This window comes from Terriglobales bacterium (genome assembly GCA_035624455.1).
In the GTDB taxonomy this organism is placed as follows: Bacteria; Acidobacteriota; Terriglobia; order Terriglobales; family Acidobacteriaceae; genus DASPRM01.
Genome location: DASPRM010000025.1, coordinates 63975 through 80786 on the forward strand (window position 1 = coordinate 63975; position 16812 = coordinate 80786).

Below are 16812 nucleotides of genomic sequence, written 5' to 3' on the forward strand. Positions count from 1 at the left end.
GATCAGCTTATCAGGAGGTCTTGTAGTTTGGGATGGGTTACTCTATTCGTCGCCATGAAAGCCTTGCTTGCGTCGTTAGTCCTCACCCTGCCGCTCTTTGCTCAAACCAGCCTCTCACCGGAAGTGCGCGCCTTTGTTTCGCTCGACGCGTCCGTTATTGTTTTCACCGGCGTCCGTGTTGTGGATGGCACGGGCGCTGCTGCACGCGAGGATCAGACGGTGATTCTCAGCGGCGGAAAGATTCAGACCGTCGGACCAACGAAGAGTACCGACATTCCGGATGGCGCGCGCGTCGTCGATCGCAGCGGTTACACCGTCATGCCCGGCCTCGTCGGCATGCATGACCACCTGTTCTATCCCGCGGGACGCCGCATGCCCACCTACAATCCCCAGTTGTTCAGCTTTCCGAGGCTGTATCTGGCGGGCGGAGTTACGACCATACGCACCACTGGGTCCGTGTCTGGCGTGTCCGATCTCTCTCTCAAGCAGCAGATTGATGCCGGCAAGGTTCCCGGTCCCAAAATGTACGTCACCGCTCCATACCTCGAAGGAGCCGGCGCTTACACGGTGAACATGGGGGAGCTCAAGGATGCCGACGACGCGCGCCGCACAGTCGCTTTCTGGGCGGAAAAAGGCGCGACTTCTTTCAAAGCCTACATGCACATCACGCATGACGAATTGGCTGCGGCCATCGAAGAGGCGCACAAGCGCGGTCTGAAGATTACTGGTCACCTGTGCTCGGTTGGTTTTCGCGAAGCTGCGGCCTTGGGGATCGACGATCTCGAGCATGGGCTGGCAGTCGATACGGAATTCACTCCCGGCAAGCAGCGTGATGTGTGTCCCGACCAGAAGCCGGTCCGCGAAACTCTGGCGAAACTGGATGTGAGCGGGCCGGAAATCCAGCAGACCATTCGTGAACTGGTGGCACACAAGGTTGCGGTCACCTCGACGCTATCCATCTTCGAGACGTTTGTTCCGAATCGTCCGCCGCTGGATCAGCGTGTGCTTGACGCGCTGTGCCCGGATGCGCGGGTGGACTATCTGGCGCGGCGTGCAATCATCGGGCAGAGCAAAGATTCACCCTGGCCGGTGCTCTTCCCGAAGGAAATGCAATTCGAACGCGAATTCGCGAAGGCTGGGGGGCTGCTGCTTTCCGGCGAGGATCCAACGGGCTACGGTGGGGTAATTGCCGGCTTTGGAGACCAGCGGCAGTTGGAGCTGCTGGTGGAAGCGGGATTTACTCCGTTGGAGGCGATCAAGATCGCAACGTATAACGGCGCGCAGTTTCTCGGGGCGTCAGACCAAATCGGTAGCATTGCCCCGGGTAAGCAGGCGGATCTTCTGCTGATCAAGGGCGACCCTTCGCGTGATATTCACGATATCGAGCATATCGAGATGGTGTTCAAAGATGGAATCGGATACGACCCGGGAAAACTCATCGAGTCTGTGCGCGGGTCGGTGGGGATGCAGTGAGGGAAAGTAAGCTCGGGAGATCGGGTGAAGTGAGAAGGGAGTCGAGGCCAGGCCGCGACCTTTCGAAACATTCGACATGGCGGAGACCTGGCTGCGGAATGAGTAGGACGCTTATCGCTACCAACCGCAAGGTCCTTCGACCCGCGCCTCCAGCCACCCCGGCAAACCAAAAACGGCTGGGGACCCGGAGTCGGCCCGCCCTCAGGATGACACTCATTAAGATTTCTCGATTCCAGGCGGAGACTCGCGCTAGTTTTTGCTGAACTCGCTATGTCGTCGGCTATAGAGGAAGTACACCAACAATCCCAGACCGAGCCAGACGAAGAAGCGCACCCAGGTGATGACGGTCAGGCCAGTCATCAGTCCTCCGCAGAGGACGACTGAAATCAGAGGGAACAGCGGGACCAGCGGCACACGAAATCCCCGCGGGCGGTCGGGCTGCGTCCGGCGGAGGAAGATCACTCCCATAGAGACCAGCACGAAGGCAAACAAAGTGCCGATGTTCGAGAGATCGGCGGCGTCGCCTATATCGACGAATGCCGCCGGCAGGCCGACGGCGAATCCAGCGATCCAGGTAGACCAGTGCGGGGTTTTGAAACGCGCGTGCACCGTGGAGAAGATGCCAGGCAACAGACCATCGCGAGACATGGCGAACCAGATGCGGGTTTGGCCGTACTGAAAGCAGAGCAGCGAAGACAACATGCCCATGAGGGCACCGATGATGATAGCGGTTTGAAAAATCGGACGTGCACCAAGCTGCTTCAGGGCATAAGCCACCGGGGCTTCAGCGGCGGCGCCCTCGGCGAACGTGGTGTACTTCATCATTCCAAGTAAGACCACGGCCACGCCCACATAAAGAATAGTGCAGACCACAAGCGAGGCGATGATGCCGAAGGGGATGTCTTTTTGCGGGTTGCGCGCTTCTTCAGCGGCAGTGGAAACGGAATCGAAGCCAATGTAAGTGAAAAAAATGATGGCGCCGCCGGTGACGATACCGGCAAAACCGGAAGGCGCGAAGGGATGCCAGTTGGCGGGGCGGACCAGCATTCCACCGATGATCAAAAATACAAAGATGGCCAGGATTTTGATGGTGACCATCACGTTGTTGGTCTCGGCGGATTCGCGCACCCCGCGGATTAACAGCACGGTGAGGATCATTACAATGAGGAACGCAGGAAGATTGAAGTAAGCGCCGGTCCAATGGCCCGATGCCCAGACCGCGCTGGACCACTTGTCGGGCAGCACCCAACCGAAAGCGGCGAGTTGCGCCTTGAGATATCCGCTGAAGCCGACTGCGACAGCAACGTTGCTTACTGCATATTCGAGAATCAGGTCCCAGCCGATGATCCAGGCAAAGATCTCGCCCAGCGTGGCGTACGAATACGTGTAGGCGCTGCCCGCGATGGGGATCATCGAGGCCAGTTCGGCGTAGCAGAGACCGGCGAAGCTGCAGGCAATCGCCACCAGCACGAAGGAGAGAGCGATCGCGGGACCAGCAGGCGGGCGGCCGTGCATCAACACGCCGGCAGAGCTGCCGTGCTGGAACAGATTGACGATGAGATCGAGAACCTGTGCGTGGAGAATGGAGGGGATCTCGAAGTGCTCGCCGGCGGCCGCAGTTCCCGTCAGGACAAAGATGCCGGAACCGATAATGGCGCCGATCCCGAGTGCGGTCAGGCTCCAGGGGCCGAGGCTCTTCTTAAGCCGATGTCCCTCCTGCTGTGATTCGGCAATCAGCTTGTCGATGGATTTGCGGGCCAGGAGCTGGGAGCCAGTTCGTGGGAGGTTGTTAATTGCAGTTCCGCGTGCCAAAAGTGATTCCTTAACTTGAGACAGCTTCATTGCTGCGGCCAGGATACTGACCGAGCTGAATAGTAAGCCTGGCTACTAAATACTTAGATGCTTCGCTTCGCTCAGCATGACCCCAGCGTACATGCCATCTGAAGGCACCTTAGACCTGGCCCATTCCATTGGACGAATTGCATTTCAGCATGACAAAAGAAAGACTCAGCCGCCAGCGAAAACTGACGGCTGAGTGCTGAATCAGTGAAGACCAGGCCTCGGCTAACGTTTCGACTGCCCTCGCACCATCTTCTTCATCTTGCGTTTCATCGAGCCCCGAGGAGCAGTGCGCTTGCCCAGTGGCTTTTTAGCTTGCGCCTTCTTGCGCGCTGTGCGCTTGGCTTTCTTGCGTTCGAGGCGATTAGTGATGGTCTTGGTATTCATGAGTTCGATCAGTATCCTCTCCGGCGAGGCATCGCCTCGACCTCCCACCCTAGCTAAAAGACGGCCAGGATGGGACACCCTCTAAAATCACAGGATTTCACATAACCCGATTACAGTTTCCTCAGCAGCTTTCCAACTGAGCGTATTTTTCTACCAGCTTTTTCACGCCGAAGCGTGGAAATTGTACCGTAATCTTGGCGTCGTCCCCATCGCCCTCGCGTTTGAAAACGGTGCCCTCACCGTATTTGGGGTGGCGGACGCGCTGCCCGGGACGAAAGCCCTTCTTTCCCTTCGTGGGTTCGACCTCCATTTTCGGGCGTGAGAATTTTTTGCCTCGCGACGCAAAGAACTCAGCGATGTTCTCGATGGAGTTATACGTCGGGCCGGCGTATGAAGACCGGCGCGCCGGTTGCGCTCGTGAGCGGGAAATTCGGCTTTGGTCCTCATCTTCGTAGGCATAGTGAGGAGTGCCGAAATCGTGATCGTCACCCGGACTGTAGCGTTCCTCGCGATCCGGCAGCGCTGCAATGTGACGCTTTCCGGGGGAACCCAGGTCTTCGAGAAGCGTCGCGGGAACTTCTTCGAGGAAACGAGAAGGCACGCTGGCTTCCGGCATGTCTGTGCCGTAACGGCGGCGATAGCGCGCCCAACTGAGAACCAGGTGATCCATTGCCCGCGTCATTCCTACATAGGCGAGGCGGCGCTCTTCTTCAATGTCATCGGGATGGAGGAATGTGCGCGAATGCGGGAAGAGGCCCTCCTCCAGGCCTGCCAGAACGACCAGCGGAAATTCCAGGCCCTTGGCGGCGTGCAGGGTCATGAGCGTGATCTGGGCACGCGCATCGTACTGATCGGCGTCGCTGACAAGAGCAGCGTGGTCGAGGAATTCCTGGATGTTTTCGCCGCGGTCGCGAGAATCCATGGCGGCGTTTACAAGTTCTCGAAGATTCTCGATTCGCGCCAGCGACTCGGGCGTGTCTTCCTCTTCGAGTGATTTGATGTAGCCGGTGCGGTCGAGGAGATATTTCAAAAGCTCAGCCGTGGTTGCCGGACGAGGCTGCTGCTCGGGTTCGGAACGATCAGCGGCATCGGAGTCGCTTCTGTCTTCGGCGAACCCGAGCCACTGCGGGTAAGTACCTTCCAGCATGGCGCGGCCGCCCTCGATGATGTCGCGAAATGTCTTGAGCGCAGCGACAGCACGCGCCGGGACCAGCATGTTGGCAATTGCCTGGCCGGTAGCGCGCCATAGGGAAGACCCGGTTTCGATGGCCAGCTTATCGAGGACATCCGTCGTGCCTTTGCCGATGCCGCGCGCGGGAGTATTTACGACGCGCAGAAAGGCGATGGAGTCATCTGGATTCTGGATGAGCTTGAGGTAGGCGATCATGTCCTTGATCTCGGCGCGCTCGTAAAATGAAAAACCGCCCACGACGTGATACTTGAGCTGGTAGCGCCGCATCGCCTCTTCAAACAGCCGCGACTGCGCGTTGGTGCGGTAGAGCACGGCGGCGCGCGGGCTCTCTAGCCCTTTTTGGCGGGCCTGCTGAATGTAGCGGTTCACGTAGTCGGCAGCGAACAGCGCTTCATTCTCGCCGTCGGGAGCCTCGTAGTAACCGATATGTGAGCCGCCCTCGCGCGATGTCCAGAGATTCTTGCCCTTGCGGTGAATGTTGTTGGCGACGACCGATGAGGCAGCCTGCAGGATCGGGTGCGTGGAGCGGTAGTTCTGCTCCAGGCGTACGATGCGGGCGTTGGGGAAGTCGCGCTCGAATTCGAGGATATTGCGAATGTCGGCTCCGCGCCAGGAGTAGATGGACTGGTCTTCATCGCCGACGGCGCAGACGTTGTGATGCTCGCCGGCGAGCAACCGCATAAGCTCGTATTGCGGGCGGTTCGTGTCCTGGTATTCGTCGATGAGGACATACTGGAAGCGGCGGGTGTAGTAGTGGCGGACCTCTTCGGAAGACTTCAGCAGGCGGACGGTTTCCAGCAGCAGGTCGTCGAAATCGAGCGCGTTGGCCTTGCGCAATTCCTGGCGGTAGATCTCGTAGACATGGGCGATCTGCTCGGTCTTGGGATCGCCGGAGTGCAGGTACACCTCCTGCGGATCGAGCATGTGATTTTTGGCCCAGGAAATACGCGCCTGCGCGGAACGCGGCGTGAGCTGCTTGTCGTCGAGCCCGAGACGACGGATGGCGGCCTTCACCACCGAGAGCTGGTCGGTTTCGTCGTAAATGGCAAAGTCTTTGCGGTAGCCCACCTCACCGACGCGCAGCGCTTCGATGTCGCGCCGCAGAATTCGAACACACAGCGAGTGAAACGTTGAGACCAGCGGGCGGGTAACGCTGAAGCCGCCAACCAGCTTCTCGACTCGCTCGGCCATCTCCTGCGCGGCTTTGTTGGTGAATGTGACTGCGAGAACCGATTCCGGCCGCACTCCTTTCTCCTCCAGCAGGTAGGCGATCCGATAGGTGATGACGCGAGTCTTGCCGCTTCCGGCTCCAGCCAGGATCAGCAGCGGGCCTTCGGTCGTGACCACAGCTTCGCGTTGCTGGGGATTGAGTTGATCGAGGAGATGCAATGGATGCCCTGGTAACAATATAAATGAAGGAGCAGTGCGTGAGACCGATATTGCCTGCGTCGTTCGCAGGTGTGCTGGTGAGAGAGTGTTCAATGTGGGTGCAAACGCCAGATCCTTCGACTCCCGGCCGGCGACTCGGAGGGAACGCGGGTCGATAAGACAAAAACAGGCGCGTCGCTCAGGAGGACACCTTCTCGGATCCTGAAAGCATTCCGCCGTTGGATCTATCCGTGTACGGCGCGTTGCTTTCCCGCCTTGCGCTTGGGAGGTGGAGCAGGCGCGGACGGGGCTGGGGCATTCGGATCGGGAGCGATCTCGTTTGCCGTCACGAACTGCGGCTCGATATCGACAGGCACGCCCTGCAGCTTATCGAGCACGGCCTTCACCGCGGGACGAAGCACGGCGAGGTTGTCCAGCATCTGCTTCGCGCCATCGTGATCGCCGGTGGCTTCCAGTGTCAGCAGCTCGTGCGTCAGGTCGCGGACCGCGGGTTTGATTTTCTGGAAATCGACGCCGAAAGTTCCGTCGGGGCGGGCGACGAATGCGCCTCTGGCCATCAGGTAGTTGAACTGCAGCGCCATGCCCTTGCCGTGGGCTTCGTTCAAGCCAAACCGCAGACTGCGGAAAGCCGAAGCAAGAAACGTGGTGTAGAGCTGGCGTTCGGCGGCTTCATCAGCGGGGAGGATGCCGGTGAGGTCCATCTCCTTCGCGTGATCCATCATGTACTGCAGCGCAAAAAGGCCGGTGACGTCGGCTTTGGCTTCTTCAATGGCGCTGTAGACCTCTTTCAATTCCAGGCGCGGATTGGTTTCGCGGCCGGCGATGATGATCTGGTGGGGTCCCAGGCCATGCATCAGTTCGTGAGCGAGGATATGGGTGAAGAACGGTTCGAAGCTGACGTCGGCCTGCTGCTGTGGCGCCAGTGCGCGGCGCGCGATGGGAATCAGCACGCTGCGGAATTTGGCTTCCTGAATATTCCTCAGCATGACGCGCTTGCTGCCCTTGAGCTGCACCACGCGGTCATCATTGGGCAGGTTATAGGCGGCTGATTGCACTCCCTTTTCGCCATCGCCGGAGCTGAAGACCTCATTTACCACACGAATGGGAGCGGCGGCGCCGAGCTTGGGAGTGCGGTATTGGGGATCCTCGGGCAGATTGTCCTCGATCTCCTGCAAATGTTTTGCGAAAGCCGCAAGCTTGTTGGTTTCGGCGTCGTCGCGCAGATTGACGTAGGCCTCAAAAGCCGCTTTGTAGCCGAAGAGTTCGTCGTTGTAGGTCTCGTAGGGGCCGATGGTGATGTCGATGGGGGCGTCCAGATCCATCCAGTCGATGTCGCTCTGGTAATAATCGTTGGACAGGAAGGCGGCAGCGCGCGAATTGAGAAATTTCTTGAGCGATGCATTTGGAGTAAGCGCTGCAGCCTCTCTCAGCAGCGCGGCGGCCTTCTCCAGATCCGCCTGATATTCCTGGTTGTAGGGGACAACTCGCAGCTTGCCAGCGGTATCGCGGCGAATCACGGTAAAAAAGCCGGTGGCCAGATCTTGCTCGTCCTTAGAGAGGGTCTTGAGCCAGTCTTCGAATTCAGACTTGGTCATGTTTTCGGGATAGAAGTTCGCGCCGGGAAGCTTTTGGGGAGGAACCCCGGGGAGGAAGGCTCTGTGTTCATCCAGCTCCGACCAGGGATTTTTGTTGATCCAGTAGTAGTGTGCGCGAGCTTCGCCCAGAGGCGTTCGGTCCAACTTCACCTTATCGTAGGTTGCGAGATTCTGGCTCCAGAGCTGGCGCATGAACAGTGGATTCAGAATGCGCGCGGCCTGAATCAGCTTGGCCAGCGCCTGCTGGTCACCATTAATCAGGTGGCTGGTGTCCACCCGGATCTGCGTGGGAGCGAAGCGCGCGATCATGATATTGAGCTGGCCGAGGTTGGGAGGAGCGCTTTCGGGCTTGCTTTGAGCACTGGCCAGCACGAAAGCAAACAGAACGAATATTGCGAGGAGAATCTTCAGCATAAGCTTCACAGGTAATTCCGAAAGCTACTTTGGCCTCACCGCAACCAGGTCGGGAGTAAACGATACCGAGATCTGTTGCGCATCGGTACCGGCGCTGGTGTCGATGCGATGGACGGTGTTGTCGCTCCCGCCGACGTAAACCGCGGATCCATCGAGCTTGACCCCGCCGCTGAACGCCACTGCGCCGTTAGCCAGAGGTATGGTCGAGGTCGTCCCCGCCGACGTGTTGTAGACGATCAGATTGGATTGATCGGTGACGATGTAAGCCTTGGAACTGTCAGGCAGAAAGATGATCTGCCGCGGGGTGAACGAGCCCTGGCCAGTATCGAAGGAACTCAGCACGTCGGAAAGCGTAGGAGGACAACCGGCTCCATCGGTGGTAGCCGCGACTACTTCCAGCTTGGGTGGATCGAGAGCCAGGACGGCGGTGCCATTCGGTAAGGCGCCGATCAGGGATGGAGTGGCAGCGGTAGCAATGGCATCCGCTTGGGAGCCGTCGCAGCTGGCCCGAGCGGTGATGGACGACGTTACGCCCCCAGCGAGATAGAAGAAGGAACCCTGAGTGAGCGCCGCGACCGAATTGGCGGCAGCGCCGAGAGTAATGGTCTGGAGCGCAGTGGAGGGAGAGAAAACATCCAGAGCAGTTCCCGAGACAATAAAGGCTTTGGAGCTATCGAGAAGATAGTCGGCGACGGGATTGCCAGAGATGACGATGGTGTTAGGGATGGTGTTGCTGCCTACGTCATATACAAAGACAGCGCCACTGCTGGAATTGGAATAGAGGACCTTATTGCCGTCGGGAGAAACTCCGATCACTGTTCCGGGTGTGCTGATCAGAGTGGTGACGGTGTTCGTGGAAGTATCAAATGACATCAGGCCATTGGCGCTTCCGAGGTAAGCCTTGGTGCCAGATTTGTTAAAGACAAAGGAATTCGGAGTGTTGGGCAGGGTGATCGCGGTGCCCGCAGTGTTCGCAGTGGCGTCAATAGGAACCAGGGAGGTGGTGCTGGTGCCGGTTGCGTAAACTGTGGTGCTAGTGGTTCCGCTGACAGTGCCGATGGCGAGATTACTGAAAATCGCCTTAAACCCGGAATTACACGATGGGGGCGAGCACGAAGCGCCAATTCCGGTGACGCCAGCCCCGACTGCGCTCACGGTTCCACCCGACACCGTCGCTACCGCCGGCTGGGTAGAATTCCAGGTGGGGATCACTCCGGTCACAGTCACGCCTTTGCTGTCCACCATGTCTGCGGTCAAGGAGACAGTAGTGCCAGAGCTGAGGCTGAAGGTGGTATCGGCGGCGTTTGAGACGTGAACGTGAATGCTTTGAACGGCGCAGGTGACAAAACCCGCGCCCGCGCTGGTGATGTTACCCACGCTGGCGAAAACCTGAGTCTTGCCAGGATTTTTCGCGGTAGTTACGCCGTTGGTATCGATGGAAGCGACATTTGCGTCGCCTACCTGCCAAGTAATCGAGCCCACCAGTGAGGTCACATCGGTTCCGCCGCTCAGAGCCTGAACAGTGAACTGGGTGGTGCTGCCGTTGGACACGCAATCCACCGAGGTGGGAGTGATCTTCACCGTGTCCACTTTGGGGTGAACGAAAATAGTGACGGTAGCGGTGATCGAGCTGGTGGAAGCAGTGATAGTTGCCGATCCGCTCTGGCCTGTTTGGCAATCGACGAAGGCGGAGTCCCAGATTCCGCCGCAGGCGTTAACCAGGGTTTGCGTCGTGTTGGGACTGGTAGGGGAGGACAACGTGACCACGCCCGGATTGCTGGAAGAGAAGGTTACTGTTTGTCCGCTGATGGTATTGCCAGATTGGTCAGACACCGTTGCCAGCAAGCTGACAACCTGTCCTGAGTTTAAAGATGCGCCGATGGGGGTGATCGAGATTTGAGATGGGACCGGGGCTTTGGAGCCGCCACAATTGGTGAGTGCAGGAATAAGGAGAAGGAGCGCCGGGAGCCCAATCAGAGAACGAAACCGCCGCATTTAACCTCCCCGCCCGATAAGTGCTTCGGGCGGAAGCAATTAAGTCACACCTCAAAATTCCTCAGTGTAGAGGCTGGTAGGTTTTTCGGCAAGACGAGTCGCGGGTAGGCGCGAGTCCAGCCAGTCCGAACGGATGCGGATGCGAACTTAGATGCCAGCGGCAGGTGATTTTGTGAGGTGGCCGCGAAGAATTTTGCAGTAATTGCGGTTTGCGTGCTGTATATGAGGGCATAACAGCTTGCGGGTGAGCGGCAGTCGCGGCAGGAGAGTGTTTTTATTGACGGTTCTGGAAGCGGTTGCTATATTAAAAAGGTTCCGCGAGTTGGTTTAGTCTGCGTAGTAGCGACTGAGCTGTTGTAGGGTATGCGTCTGTTGAGGGAGTGTTGGCAGACGCTCTCGCTGAAAACCTGCGCTGCCTCCGACATTTAAGGATCAGGCGTGACTGAGATTGAGCGTCTGGTCTGGAGGGTATGCAGGGTCCGGAAAGCGAAACGGAACGCCCCCGACATCAGGGGAATGATGTGGACCGGGCGTCACCGTCGTAATCCAATCTCGAAAACCTAAAGAGCCTCCCGATCAGTAATGAGCTGGGAGAGTATGGCCGAGAGAACAGCGGCCAGCCCGGCACGGGTCACGGTGAGTCGACGACCTCCGATTCGGCTGCGAAGCCGACGGGGGATTTGCGCGTGAAGGAGCGGCAAACGAGTGCCTACGTTTAATCAGTTGGTGCGAATTGGGCGGGAACGGCCCAAGTACAAAACGGCGAGCCCGGCGTTGCAGTCGTCTCCGCAGAAGCGGGGCGTTTGCACGCGCGTATACACGCAGACGCCAAAAAAGCCTAACTCCGCGCTGCGCAAAGTGGCTCGGGTTCGGCTGACCAATGGCATCGAAGTGACCACCTACATCCCCGGCATTGGCCACAACCTGCAGGAGCACTCGATCGTGCTGATTCGCGGCGGCCGCGTGAAGGATCTGCCAGGGGTGCGGTATCACGTGATCCGAGGAACGCTGGATGCGATAGGAGTGGCCAACCGCAAACAGGGCCGGTCAAAGTATGGGGCCAAACGGCCGAAGGCGTAAGCGAGGACGCTGACTTAACTATGCCGAGAAAAGGATACATAGCAAAGCGCCAGGTGACGGCGGATCCGGTCTACAACTCCGAGCTGGTCACCAAGTTTGTGAACTCCCTGATGTGGGAAGGCAAGAAGAGCACCGCCGAGGGCGTGTTCTACGGCGCCATGAATAAGGTGCAGGAAAAGGGCGGCGATGAGGCGATCAAGATCTTCAAGAAGGCGGTGGAGAACTGCAAGCCCCTGCTGGAAGTGAAGACCCGGCGCGTAGGCGGCGCGAACTATCAGGTTCCGGTGGAAGTGAACGCCGACCGCCGCACGTCGCTGGCGATTCGCTGGCTGATCACGTATGCGCGCACTCGGGCCGAAAAGGGCATGGTGGACAAGCTCACTAATGAGTTGCTGGACGCCGCCAATAATCGCGGCGGCGCGGTGAAGAAGCGCGAAGACGTTCACCGCATGGCAGAAGCCAACAAGGCTTTTGCGCACTATCGCTGGTAAAGCCCAGCCGGCCGCAGAGCTGGCGGGAATGGGAAGAACGGGTTAGCGAGGCGGAGTTGAACGTTGTATCCGATCGCTGCAAGAAGCTGGGGATTTCCCCCTGAGGTTTTCGCGTCGCCCTCGCTTTAAGACGACGCGGGTTGAAGAAAAGGAAAAGGCATTGGCCAGACAAGTTCCATTAGCGCGTTGCAGGAATATCGGCATCATGGCGCACATCGATGCCGGCAAGACCACCACCACGGAGCGGATCCTGTTCTATACCGGTCGCACGCACCGCCTGGGTGAGGTCCATGAAGGCACCGCCACGATGGACTGGATGGAGCAGGAGCAGGAGCGTGGCATCACCATCACCAGCGCCGCCACCACCTGCAACTGGCGCGACGTGCGCATCAACATCATCGATACGCCCGGCCACGTGGATTTCACCGCCGAAGTGGAGCGCTCGCTGCGCGTGCTCGACGGCGCGGTGGCAGTATTCGACGCGGTGCATGGCGTCGAGCCGCAATCCGAGACAGTGTGGCGCCAGGCGGACAAGTATGGTGTTCCGCGAATTTGTTTCATCAACAAGATGGACAAGACAGGCGCGGATTTCGAACACGCCATGGACACGATTCGCAAGCGGCTGAATGCGCGTCCGGTGGCGATTCAGCTGCCGGTTGGGCAGGAAGCCAACTTCAAGGGCGCGATTGATCTTTTCGAGATGAAGGCCGTGGTCTACAAGGACGAGACCATGGGCGCGGAGTATGAAGTCGAAGAGATTCCGGAAGAACTGAAGAAGAAAGCCAATGCTTTCCATAATCAGATGGTCGAGACGATTGTCGAAAATGATGACGACCTGCTGCACAAGTACATGGAAGGGGAGGCGATTTCTCCGGATGAGCTGAAAGCATCGCTGCGCAAGAGCACAGTCGCGCTCAAGGTTTTCCCGGTGATCTGCGGAAGTGCTTTCAAGAACAAAGGCGTGCAGCCGCTGCTGGATGCGGTGGTCGATTTTCTGCCTTCGCCAAACGACATTCCACCGGTGAAAGGGATCGATCCCGAAACCGACAAGGAAGTGGAACGCAAGGCGGACGACAAGGAGCCGTTCGCGGCGCTGGCGTTCAAGATCATGAGCGATCCATTCGTCGGGCAGCTGGTGTTCATTCGTGTGTATTCCGGGCAGCTGAAGACCGGCGACAGCGTGTACATCACAGGCAAGCGCAAGACCGAGCGCATCGGGCGGCTCTTAAAGATGCACGCCAACAAGCGCGAGGAGATCAGCGAGATTTACGCCGGCGACATCTGCGCGTGCGTGGGGTTGAGGAACGTCACCACCGGCGACACCATCTGCGATGAGGACAAACCGATTCTGCTGGAGTCGATCGAGTTTCCGGCACCGGTGATTGCAGTTGCTGTGGAACCGAAGACGAAGGGCGATCAGGAGAAGATGGGGCTGGCGCTGTCACGGCTGGCGCAGGAAGACCCCACGTTCCGGGTTTCTACAGATCCGGACAGCGGGCAGACGATTATCGCGGGCATGGGTGAGCTGCACCTCGAGATCATCGTTGACCGCATGATGCGCGAGTACAAGGTGGAGGCTAACGTCGGCAAGCCGCAGGTCGCGTACCGCGAGACCATTCGCAAGCCGTCGGAGGCAGAAGGCAAGTTTATCCGCCAGACGGGAGGCCGCGGGCAGTATGGTCACGTCAAGATCCGTCTGGAGCCGAATGCAGGCAAGGGCTTCGAGTTCGAGAACGAAATCGTGGGCGGCGTGGTACCGAAGGAGTACATCAAGCCGGTCGAATCAGGCATTCGCGAAGCGCTAGAAGGTGGCGTGCTTGCCGGATACGAGATGGTGGATGTAAAGGCCACTCTCTATGACGGCAGCTACCACGAAGTTGATTCCAGCGAAATGGCTTTCAAGATCGCGGGCTCGATGGCGTTTAAAGAAGCCGCGCGGAGAGCCAGCCCGGTGCTTCTTGAGCCGGTGATGTCAGTCGAGGTGGTGGTGCCGGAGGATTTCATGAGCGCCATCATTGGCGATCTGAACTCGCGGCGCGGCCGCATTGAAGGCATGGAGCACCGCGCGGGTTCGCAGGTGATCCGCTCATTTGTGCCGCTGTCGGAGATGTTCGGATATGCCACCCAGATGCGGTCGGCTACTCAGGGGCGCGCGACATTCTCCATGCACTTCGCGCGGTATGAAGAGGCTCCGCGATCGGTGGCGGAGGAGATCATCGCACGCGTGCAAGGAAAGACGGTGAGCAAGTGAGCAGCACTGGCGGGCAGGATTTTGTCGTAGCAGTTAAGGGAGCAGTTGGCTCCGAACAGGAGTGGAAACAGGCACTCGCGGCCGAGGCTTCTGGCAAGGCTACTGATCCTGGAACCCAGGCGGAAGAGAGGCTGCGCGCAAGGGGCCGAACTCTAGGGGAGAAGGTACAGGAGATTCTCTTGGGGCTCGGGGATCAGTACCGGCTTTTGGCTGTGATCTGGGAAGGCTTCAGGGCGCGTTGGTTGGTAAGGATCCAGAGTCCACGAGGGGTCTCCGAGATCCCAATTCCTGCGGAGGTCGCTGACGGCGTTGTCGAATCCGAGGGAATGGATGACACGGAACGGTTGAAGAATCTGGTGTTATTCGGAGCCGGCAGGCAAGACTTGATTTTCAAGCGGAACGCGTGATGCTGGCTGGCAAGAGGGTTCGCTTCTGGCTTTCCGTGGCAGGCAGGGCGGAATTGCCTGAACCACTCAATACCGGCAATGCAACCGACAATTCAGTGGAAGCTTTGGTCGTTGACGAAGGTCGATTGGGAGTTTGGGTTTCGGTGGAAACGGAGGATATGCAACTGTGGCACGGTTTGCCTGCAGTGATGCTCTTGAAATGGGAGCACTTCTGTACGGCGCTCACCACGTACGAAACACGCCAATCCGCCGAGCGACCACAGCCCGGATTTCGACCGTAAGCTGACTAGTCAGAATATTGAGGAGCACACGCACTCATGGCGAAAGAGAAATTTGATCGCAGCAAGCCGCACGTGAACGTGGGGACGATCGGGCACATCGATCATGGCAAGACCACGCTCACGGCGGCGATCACCAAAGTGTTGCAGAAGCACAATCCCAAGATCGTGTTCCGCTCGTTTGATTCGATCGACAACGCGCCGGAAGAGCGCGAGCGCGGGATCACGATCGCCACCGCGCACGTGGAATACGAGACGCAGAACCGGCACTATGCGCACGTCGATTGCCCGGGTCACGCCGACTACATCAAGAACATGATCACCGGGGCGGCGCAGATGGATGGCGCGATCCTGGTGGTAGCGGCGACCGATGGTCCGATGCCGCAGACGCGGGAACACGTGCTGCTGGCGCGCCAGGTAGGAGTGCCCTACATCGTGGTGGCGCTCAACAAGTGCGATGCGGTGGATGATCCGGAACTGCTCGATCTGGTGGAGCTGGAAGTGCGCGAGCTGCTGAAGGGCTATCAGTTCCCGGGTGACGATGTGCCGGTGATCCGGTTGTCGGCTCTGGGAGCGCTGAATGGCGAGGAGAAGTGGGAGAAGCAGATCGACGCCCTGATGGAGGCGGTGGACAAGTACGTACCGCTGCCGCAGCGCGATGTAGAGAAGGCGTTCCTGATGCCGATCGAAGATATCTTCTCGATTTCCGGACGCGGCACGGTGGTGACGGGACGAATCGAGCGCGGCAAGGTGAAGGTGAGCGAGGAAGTGGAGATTGTGGGCTTCCGCGAGACGCGCAAGACGGTGGTGACGGGCGTGGAGATGTTCAAGAAGCAGCTGGATGAAGGCATGGCGGGCGACAACGCCGGGCTCTTGCTGCGCGGAATCGGCAAGGAGGAGGTGGAGCGCGGGATGGTCTTGGCGAAGCCGGGATCGATCACGCCGCACACCAAGTTCAAGGGCGAGGTGTACGTGCTGTCGAAGGAAGAAGGCGGACGGCACACGCCGTTTTTCAACGGCTATCGGCCGCAGTTCTACTTCCGCACCACGGACGTGACGGGAGTGGCGCACTTGCCGGCGGGAACGGAGATGGTGATGCCGGGCGATAACGTGCAGCTGGAGATCGAGCTGATCACGCCGGTGGCCATGGAGAAGGGCTTGCGCTTCGCCATCCGCGAAGGCGGACGCACGGTGGGCGCAGGCACGATCTCGGAGATTTTGGCGTAGGGAGTGAGCAATGCCGCGAGAAATTGTGACCTTGCAATGCAGTGACTGCAAGGAAAAGAACTATTCGACGACAAAGAACCGGAAGACGACGACCGAGCGGCTGGAGTTCAAAAAATTCTGCCGCCGTTGCCGCAAGCACACGCCGCACAAGGAAGTGAAGTGACGCCGTTTGGCAGGCGTCTGAGCCTGCAGGCGTCATCCTGAGCGCAGCGAAGGATGGCGGAAAAACAGGGGCGTAAGCTCAACGGTTAAATGACCGCGATTTCCGCGGCGTTTGAGCCGCGGGCGGTCACCCTGAGCGGAGCGAAACGCAGTCGAAGGGCCTCAGTCGTGAGCGGCTCTTCAGGAAAAACAGGGGCGTAAGCTCAACGGTTAAACTGCCGGTCTCCAAAACCGGACTTGGGGGTTCGAATCCCTCCGCCCCTGCCAGTTCCAGCGGGTGTTGCGGCGGGACGTTAGGCGGAAAGACGTGGGACAGTGAACTGAGAGTTTGTGGAAGTAAAGGCTCCGAAGTTAAAGAAGGGTAGCATGGCGAAAGCAGCAACAGTCCCAGCAATCCGGGAAGGCGGTTTTAACGCAATCAAGGCGTGGCCGCAGCGGATCAAGTCGTTCTACAACGACGTCCGCACGGAGATGAAGAAGGTCACCACACCCACTCGCAAAGAGGTACAGGCGACGACCACAGTCGTGATCATCGCCGTGTTTCTCTTCGGACTTTATTTCTGGATCGTGGATACCGCCATCGGCAAAACCATGGATCAATTGCTCCGGTATCTCGTAGCGCGTTAGCGATT

14 protein-coding genes and 1 tRNA gene are annotated in these 16812 nt (G+C 58.7%); 10 read left to right on the plus strand and 5 right to left on the minus strand.

Features of this window, described 5'->3' with window-relative positions; translation table 11 throughout:
* Window positions 1-27 precede the first annotated feature (27 nt).
* Entirely contained in the window at window positions 28-1473 is a 1446-nt protein-coding gene (locus VEG30_02805) for an amidohydrolase family protein (GenBank protein HXZ78831.1), read from the plus strand.
* Between the two features lie 249 nt (window positions 1474-1722).
* Here VEG30_02805 and VEG30_02810 read toward each other — a convergent pair whose 3' ends face one another.
* From VEG30_02810 to VEG30_02830, 5 genes are all read right to left on the minus strand, one after another.
* Complete coding sequence (locus VEG30_02810) at window positions 1723-3285, minus strand: amino acid permease (GenBank protein ID HXZ78832.1); 1563 nt, start codon at window positions 3283-3285, stop codon at window positions 1723-1725.
* 252 nt (window positions 3286-3537) lie between these two features.
* Window positions 3538-3699: a hypothetical protein gene (locus VEG30_02815; GenBank protein HXZ78833.1), complete on the minus strand. Its 162-nt coding sequence runs from the start codon at window positions 3697-3699 to the stop codon at window positions 3538-3540.
* Between the two features lie 121 nt (window positions 3700-3820).
* The gene (locus VEG30_02820) at window positions 3821-6280 is read right to left on the minus strand and encodes a UvrD-helicase domain-containing protein (GenBank protein ID HXZ78834.1); all 2460 of its coding nucleotides are present in this window, start codon (window positions 6278-6280) and stop codon (window positions 3821-3823) included.
* Window positions 6281-6504: 224 nt separating this feature from the next.
* Window positions 6505-8289, minus strand: a complete 1785-nt coding sequence (locus VEG30_02825) for a hypothetical protein (GenBank protein ID HXZ78835.1) — start codon at window positions 8287-8289, stop codon at window positions 6505-6507.
* Window positions 8290-8313: 24 nt separating this feature from the next.
* Entirely contained in the window at window positions 8314-10122 is a 1809-nt protein-coding gene (locus tag VEG30_02830; protein HXZ78836.1) for a hypothetical protein, read from the minus strand.
* An 867-nt stretch (window positions 10123-10989) separates the two neighbouring features.
* Between VEG30_02830 and rpsL the strand changes: the two genes are divergently transcribed.
* The 9 genes from rpsL to secE all read left to right on the plus strand — a co-directional run bounded on the left by rpsL (window position 10990) and on the right by secE (window position 16807).
* The gene (rpsL, locus tag VEG30_02835; protein HXZ78837.1) at window positions 10990-11364 is read left to right on the plus strand and encodes a 30S ribosomal protein S12; all 375 of its coding nucleotides are present in this window, start codon (window positions 10990-10992) and stop codon (window positions 11362-11364) included.
* 20 nt (window positions 11365-11384) lie between these two features.
* Window positions 11385-11855: a 30S ribosomal protein S7 gene (rpsG, locus tag VEG30_02840; GenBank protein HXZ78838.1), complete on the plus strand. Its 471-nt coding sequence runs from the start codon at window positions 11385-11387 to the stop codon at window positions 11853-11855.
* A 160-nt stretch (window positions 11856-12015) separates the two neighbouring features.
* Window positions 12016-14106, plus strand: a complete 2091-nt coding sequence (gene fusA / locus VEG30_02845) for an elongation factor G (GenBank protein ID HXZ78839.1) — start codon at window positions 12016-12018, stop codon at window positions 14104-14106.
* Window positions 14103-14513 carry a hypothetical protein gene (locus VEG30_02850; protein ID HXZ78840.1) on the plus strand — a complete coding sequence of 137 codons (411 nt, stop codon included), beginning with the start codon at window positions 14103-14105 and terminating at the stop codon, window positions 14511-14513. Before fusA ends, VEG30_02850 begins: the two co-directional genes overlap by 4 nt.
* A complete protein-coding gene (locus VEG30_02855) occupies window positions 14513-14794 on the plus strand; it encodes a hypothetical protein (protein HXZ78841.1) in 282 nt (93 codons plus the stop codon). The genes VEG30_02850 and VEG30_02855 overlap by 1 nt, the downstream gene beginning before the upstream one ends.
* Before the next feature lie 36 nt (window positions 14795-14830).
* Window positions 14831-16018, plus strand: a complete 1188-nt coding sequence (gene tuf, locus VEG30_02860) for an elongation factor Tu (GenBank protein ID HXZ78842.1) — start codon at window positions 14831-14833, stop codon at window positions 16016-16018.
* A 10-nt stretch (window positions 16019-16028) separates the two neighbouring features.
* On the plus strand, window positions 16029-16181 hold the full coding sequence (gene rpmG, locus VEG30_02865; protein HXZ78843.1) for a 50S ribosomal protein L33: 153 nt from the start codon (window positions 16029-16031) through the stop codon (window positions 16179-16181).
* Window positions 16182-16371: 190 nt separating this feature from the next.
* A tRNA-Trp gene (locus VEG30_02870) sits at window positions 16372-16447 on the plus strand.
* 99 nt (window positions 16448-16546) lie between these two features.
* Window positions 16547-16807 carry a preprotein translocase subunit SecE gene (secE, locus tag VEG30_02875; GenBank protein ID HXZ78844.1) on the plus strand — a complete coding sequence of 87 codons (261 nt, stop codon included), beginning with the start codon at window positions 16547-16549 and terminating at the stop codon, window positions 16805-16807.
* The last annotated feature ends 5 nt before the right edge of the window (window positions 16808-16812 follow it).

Coding starts and splice junctions, on each gene's coding strand:
- tuf (HXZ78842.1), top strand. CDS start 14,831: ATGGCGAAAGAGAAATTTGATCGCAGCAAGCCGCACGTGAACGTGGGG.
- secE (HXZ78844.1), top strand. CDS start 16,547: ATGGCGAAAGCAGCAACAGTCCCAGCAATCCGGGAAGGCGGTTTTAAC.
- rpmG (HXZ78843.1), top strand. CDS start 16,029: ATGCCGCGAGAAATTGTGACCTTGCAATGCAGTGACTGCAAGGAAAAG.
- rpsG (HXZ78838.1), top strand. CDS start 11,385: ATGCCGAGAAAAGGATACATAGCAAAGCGCCAGGTGACGGCGGATCCG.
- VEG30_02825 (HXZ78835.1), bottom strand. CDS start 8,289: ATGCTGAAGATTCTCCTCGCAATATTCGTTCTGTTTGCTTTCGTGCTG.
- VEG30_02815 (HXZ78833.1), bottom strand. CDS start 3,699: ATGAATACCAAGACCATCACTAATCGCCTCGAACGCAAGAAAGCCAAG.
- VEG30_02855 (HXZ78841.1), top strand. CDS start 14,513: ATGCTGGCTGGCAAGAGGGTTCGCTTCTGGCTTTCCGTGGCAGGCAGG.